General features: G+C 55.2%; 5 protein-coding genes. 1 reads left to right on the top strand and 4 read right to left on the bottom strand.

What is annotated here, in order from left to right:
* The first annotated feature begins 694 nt into the window (after nucleotides 1–694).
* The gene (locus BXP70_RS11365; protein ID WP_218779776.1) at nucleotides 695–1,615 is read left to right on the top strand and encodes an alpha/beta hydrolase family protein; all 921 of its coding nucleotides are present in this window, start codon (nucleotides 695–697) and stop codon (nucleotides 1,613–1,615) included.
* Nucleotides 1,616–1,677: 62 nt separating this feature from the next.
* On the opposite strand, the gene trhO is transcribed toward BXP70_RS11365, so the two are convergent.
* From trhO to BXP70_RS11345, 4 genes are all read right to left on the bottom strand, one after another.
* The gene (gene trhO / locus BXP70_RS11360; protein WP_086594175.1) at nucleotides 1,678–2,634 is read right to left on the bottom strand and encodes an oxygen-dependent tRNA uridine(34) hydroxylase TrhO; all 957 of its coding nucleotides are present in this window, start codon (nucleotides 2,632–2,634) and stop codon (nucleotides 1,678–1,680) included.
* An 87-nt stretch (nucleotides 2,635–2,721) separates the two neighbouring features.
* Complete coding sequence (locus BXP70_RS11355; RefSeq protein ID WP_086594204.1) at nucleotides 2,722–3,354, bottom strand: NeuD/PglB/VioB family sugar acetyltransferase; 633 nt, start codon at nucleotides 3,352–3,354, stop codon at nucleotides 2,722–2,724.
* Nucleotides 3,355–3,457: 103 nt separating this feature from the next.
* Nucleotides 3,458–4,729 (bottom strand): hypothetical protein, encoded by a 1,272-nt coding sequence (locus tag BXP70_RS11350; RefSeq protein WP_086594174.1) that lies wholly within the window; start codon nucleotides 4,727–4,729, stop codon nucleotides 3,458–3,460.
* On the bottom strand, nucleotides 4,726–6,024 hold the full coding sequence (locus tag BXP70_RS11345; protein WP_086594173.1) for a DUF2851 family protein: 1,299 nt from the start codon (nucleotides 6,022–6,024) through the stop codon (nucleotides 4,726–4,728). Before BXP70_RS11345 ends, BXP70_RS11350 begins: the two co-directional genes overlap by 4 nt.
* Nucleotides 6,025–6,082 lie beyond the last annotated feature (58 nt).

Here is a 6,082-nt window from a genome sequence, read left to right as displayed (position 1 = left end):
TGAAGGTGAGTTGCTGGTCGGTATTGGGGCAGACCACGCCGTTGGCATCGACCACGCGGGCCGTGACATGAGCAAGCAAGTCGGGATGGTTTCTGCGCAAGAACCACCCCGACCAGACTCGAACTGTCCTGCACTTTTATGGTTGGCAACCGGCCACGTACCGGTCTTAGGCTAGAGCTTGCAGTCAATTGAACTCCACGTTCAGCGGGTAGGCAGGTTAGCCAGCGAAAAAATAATACGCTTTCCATCTGCCCGCGTAGCTGCCCGGACAAATCATGTGCACTTCTTTGCTAAACAGGACAGTACAGGTCGCGCTCCTGACCGCTCAGTACGCTGCGAAGTAAAAAGGCAGCTAGGTAGCCCCTGGTGCCTTTAACTACCACAGCCTCACAACTATTTTTCTAACGACATCACCTAGAGTGCGAAGGCTGACAGCTAGCCCGCGCGCAATCGCCGGAAGAGAAGGAAATTGATGCGGGAATAAGCCCAGACTATAGTGACAGCTGCTTTCTAAAAACGCGCACTTGATTCATGAACACCCAATAAGTTAAATCAAGCTAGCACTTCTTCACTTCGTCATACTAGCTACTGATTAATCTCAAACTAAGAAACTTATTGCTAGCAAGTGACTTACCTTAACTAACCTAGGCAACAAGACATTTAGAATGCTCATATTTAATCGCGCTAACCTTGTATGCTTAGAAAGGGACTCGGACGTAAGACATTGGCCTCTATTGGGCTAGTATTCACGATAGCATTACCCCTAGCTGCTCAGCAACCGGCTACTTCCCCTCAACCGACGATCAAGGTGGTGGAAGATGGTGGCACCGGCCCCTACCGTGCGGTTATGCTCACCGAAAATACGTTACCGACTCACACTGTTTTTAGGCCAAAAGATCTGAGCGTTTTCAAGGGGAAGACCAAACTGCCAATCATTGCCTGGGGTAATGGCGCCTGCGCTAATTCGCCCTGGGAACACGTTAATTTTCTGTCTGAGGTTTCCTCCTACGGGTTTTTAGTGGTCGCCATTGGTCCCATGCCGTTGGCAGGAGAAAAAGGCAACGAAAAATCAACTTCGTCGCAGCTCACCGATGCCCTCAATTGGGCCGTAGCGCAGAACGCCGATAAAAAAAGCCCATACTACCAGAAGCTTGACATAACGAAGATAGCAGTAAGTGGTATGTCATGCGGCGGTTTGCAAACCCTGGAAGTGGCCTCAGATCCGCGGGTGAGTACCGTGGTAGTTTGCAATAGTGGCATCTTTACTACGCCTGGCAACGGCAGAAGCGCCATGCCCAACCTCACGAAAGATAACCTTACTAAGATTCATACGCCTACGCTGTACATGCTAGGCGGCGAAAAAGATATTGCGTATACCAATGGCATGGATGATTACAGCCGAATCAATCATGTGCCCGTCTTTATGGCGAACATGGATGTAGGGCACGCTGGCACTTACAGCCAACCACACGGTGGCGAATTTGCGAAGGTGGCTACTGCCTGGTATCAATGGCAATTAAAAGGTGACACCAAGGCCGGCAAGCTATTTACCGGTGAGCCGGCTGGCCTTGCCCAAAACCCCAATTGGCGTTTCGAAAAGAAGAATATGCCGTGAAATTATTTTTAGTGTCAGGAGTCTAGTGAACAAGTAAGGCGCGCTATACCATTGCCAAGTAACTACGACGTTACCTTCGGTGCGCGGTACGAAAGCAGGCCCTGCTCGGGGTTGTAGTTGTTGCTCAGCTTGGGGTAGGTGCCGGTGCCGTCGTAGGGGCGCTTGTCAGGGTGCTGCTGGCAGGGTTCGGAGCAGGCACCATCTAGCTTCTCGCCGCAGGTCTCGCAGAGCGGCACGTGGGCGTTGCAGTGCGGATTAGCGCAGTTGATCATGCGCGCCGAGGGCGTGTGGCAGTGGTGGCAAGTGGAAATAATTGTGGGATTCACGCTGTTCACGTCCACGGCTACACGGCCGTCGAACACGTAGCATTTGCCCTCAAAATCCTCACCGCCTGCTTCTAGACCATACTTGATGATGCCGCCGTGCAGCTGGTACACGTTCTCAAAGCCTTTTTCTAGTAGGAAAGCACTAGCTTTTTCGCACTTGATGCCGCCGGTGCAGTAGGTCAAGATCTTCTTATCCTTGTACTGGGCTAGCTCGTCTACTTTATCCGGAAACTCGCGGAAGTTTTCAATGTCCAGTGTCACGGCGTTTTTGAAGCGACCTAGCTCGTGCTCGTAGTCGGAGCGTACGTCCAGAATCACCACGTCGTCCTGGTCCTTCATGTCGCGGAATTCCTGAGGAGACAGGTGAATGCCGGTGCGCTCGTAGGGTTTGATTTCCGGCAAACCCACATGCACAATTTCGGGCTTCACGCGCACGTGCAGCTTCTGAAACGTGTGGGCTTCCGAAGGCTCAATCTTGAACTCCAGCGCCGCGAACCTAGGATCAGCCTTTAGGATGCGCATGTATTCCTCACAGTCTGCCGTGCGGCCCGATACGGTACCGTTCAACCCTTCAGGCGCTACAATGATGCGTCCAAGCAGGTTGAGGCGCAGGCACAAGCGGTGGTGTTCTTCACGAAACCCCTCTACATCTTCAATGGGCGTGTAGCAGTAATAAAGCAGAACGCGGTACATCTGAAATTTTGAGTTTTACAGGTTGGGGGTTGAATGAGAAGCCCAACTTCTTTTATTCACTACCCAACACCCAATATTTAATACTTCTTAAACTTTAGCGGCGGGATTGCCAAACACGGTTTGGTTGGCGGGCACATCTGCCACCACAACCGAACCAGCTCCGATGCGGGCCTTGTTACCGATTTTCACCCCAGCTACCACCACGGCCCCAGCCCCGATGAAGGCCTGGTCGCCGACCGTGACGCCGGCATTCAGGATAGCCCCCGCTCCTATTTGCACGTACTCCCCTAGCTCGGCGCGCACATCTACCACGGCGTTCGGACCGATGGCACAGCCATTGCCCACCTTCGTGTTGCTCGATACCACCGCGTTGGCACCTACTAGGATGCCGTGCCCAAGCCACGCGTGCGTAGATACGCTCGCCCGGGCGTGAATCGCGTTGACGGGCGCCACCTGGTACTCATCATGAAGCATGCTGGTGAGGCTGCGGCGGCTAGCAGTATCTTCGGTTGCCACGAATACTTCGCACTTCTTACCAAGCAACTTCAGCAGCTCTTTGTCGTCGGTGTTGCCCATCACGGGCACGTCGTTAAGCTCGGTATTTTGCAGCTTGGCATCGTCGTCGAGCAGGCAGTACACCACCACGTCGTTGCTGAGAAAAGCGTCGAGGGCGGTAGCGCCTACATTCTGAGCGCCCAAAATAATTACGGGATTTTCCATGCGAAGAAGCGAGCAGCCGCGAGGCGGCTGGTTGTGATGAACGGCAAAGATACGCCCTAGGCCGGGCAAGGCCAAGCTAGGTGCTATCGGGTCTCGTAACACTTCAGCGAAACCATCGGTTCAGCCAACTTGCTAGGTACCTATTCTGGAGCAACAACAGTAGCAAATACGGCAAGAGCACCACACGGTAGCGGCTGAGCGTACCTAGGTTAGGCGTGCTCAGCCCGAGCAAGGCGGCCAGCACCACGCAGTAGAACAATAGGGCCAGCACCAACGCAAAGGGCAGCGTGCCGCTTCTGCCCTGCCCTTGCACCAGGGCTACCCCAGCCACCACGAGCAGCACCAGCAAGGCCATATTCTCTAGGCCCGCTGCCACATACGCAGCGTTGTGAAACTCCCAGGGCCAAGGCCGGGTGAGGGCGTAGCCGATGGCGAAGGGAGCATTTTGCGCGATGCTAGCCCCCGTGGGAGCTAGGTTGTCGAACTCAATATGCGGCCGGGCCAGGGAGTTAGCCCGTAGGTCGGAATAGTTGCGAATAAGCTGATTGGTGAATTTATTGAACCGAAACGCCGGGCTTACTTCGCTTGCGGCCCACACCCCAGAGCTCAATACCATTGCCATGAGTACTACCTGGCTCCAACGGTAGCGGGCGCCCCCTAGCCGTTGCACTAGCCGCACCATCCCAAGGGCTGCCAAGGCACCTAGCAGTACCGCAGCAAAGAAAAAGCGCATCTTAAAAAAAAGAATTGCTAGAGCCACTACGCCGAGTACTGAACGCTTCGGGAAGGGTACCGCACCGTAGTACCCACGCAGCGCCAGCGCCAGCAACCACGCTGAGCTACCCACCAGCAGGCTCTCTTTCGTTAGCCCTGAGGACCAATACACTACCGTCGGCCACAGGAAAAAAGCGACAATTGCTGCGCCACGTGGTGCGGCCGGCAAAGTTTGTTCTACAGCTCTGACCAACTGCCATCCTCCTACAAAACAGAACAAACTGAGATACAAGGAATTCAGCAGCGCATTGCCCAACGACAGCAAATTGACGACTGATAGTAGCTTGATCAAAAAAAACGTATTGGAAAAGCCATGATAAACCAGATTACGCCCCCTGAACGAAAAGGCATCGCTACCTAGGGTTTGTAGCCAAGCGCTAGGCGCCGTCCACAACTGCTCCGTCAGCAAGCCCGACCAATGTTGAAACAGCGCCGCGTCGCCAGTGAGCCGCAGCCACGTGATGACGGTGATACCTAGCTTCAACAGCAGCAACGGCCCTATCCAGGTGCGCAACGTAGGCTGCTGGTATTGAGCCTGCAGCCAGCGGCCCAGGGCAAACACCAGACCTGCGTTTAGCAGAAGCGCCAGCGCTACTCTCACTGCACCACTTTGTTTTGCCGCAAAACGTGGCTGCCGATGGCGCAGCGCAAACACTGGCGTGGCTCGCAGTAGTTGCGACCTAGGGCTAGCAACCCTTGCGAGTCAGCGGCGCTACGGTGGCTGAAGCGCAAGGCTTCGTAGGGCTCCGTGAGATGGTTGCGCTCGGCGGGCAGCTGATTCAGCAAGGCCACGGCGCTTTCCGTGAGCTCCGGCTGACCTACGTAGCGCGCATACGCCACCCGCAGTGGCACTACTACATTGATAATGAGCAGCTGTGCGCTACTCCGACCTAGCATGGCTACCTTGCCCGCACGCCCCGGTCGGTAATGCTCGCGCCAGTATTCCGGCAGCGGCGCTGCAAAAAACTGTTCTAGCGTCAGCACGTCAGCGGCGGTAAGCAAAGCGTCGAACAGGGCGGGACGGGCGTGCAGTAGCGCGGTCAGCTGGGCTAGGCGCACCGTCGGGAAGTTGGCGGGGCGCAGGCGCAAGAAGTTCCAAGCGTGGGTGGGCAAGGCGGTGGCAGCTAAGTTATACTTGTGAGCCAAAAAGGCATACTCGTTTCGCAAGCCCGCAAGGTAGTGGTCATTCTCCGTTTCGATGGTTTCACTTAAAAAGCCTGCCTGTCCAAAAACGACGGCTTCAAGCTGGCGCGCATCGTGGCGGTGGCGCCGTACAATACTCAGGGGTAGTGCCTTCGCCAGACGGGCCAATGGCTCACTATTCTTCTGAAAACCAAAGGCCACCATCAACGCATGATAGGTAGTAGCTTCCCAGTCGCCGCCTAGCTGCTGATGCAGGGCTTCGATGCTCGCAGCCTTTTGCTCCACCCGCTCTAGCAAGGCTCGTTCCACCATCATAGTGCGCGTAATTGTCGGAACCTGAGGCAAAAACGACGCACAAGGCAGCGTGGCGGGCGTAACCGTCAGCAAGGCTTGATACCGCTGTAGCAGTTCTGGTGCAATACGCGACGCCAAAGCCAGGGTTGGCACCAGCGTGCCGTTGGTGCGGCGCACGGCGTGGTCGGCGGTGTGCACTACGTGTAGTACCACCTGGTCGTACTTAGGGTCGGTTTGATGCTGATGACGCGGCCAGTCGGACGCACTCAAGTGAATCTCGACGGCGCCATTCCACTCCACTTCCCCTATCTGCAAGCGCGCGCCTAGGAAGTCGGGTCCAGCATCGGCGTTGCGGTTGCCAGGGCGCAGCACCGTTACCGGCTCACCGGCTTCGGTTTGTAAACTAGTTTTGTCAAAGTATTGATGCTGCCAGATATAGTGGATAAAATCTTCTTGCATAGAACGATAGCGTAACACTTATTGAATCAACCTAGGTTGCCCTGTCACTCCCAACAAC

This window comes from Hymenobacter crusticola (genome assembly GCF_002154225.1).
In the GTDB taxonomy this organism is placed as follows: domain Bacteria; phylum Bacteroidota; class Bacteroidia; order Cytophagales; family Hymenobacteraceae; genus Hymenobacter; species Hymenobacter crusticola.
The sequence above is the reverse complement of the archived record's forward strand: the minus strand, read 5'-3'. Positions and strand labels throughout refer to the sequence as shown.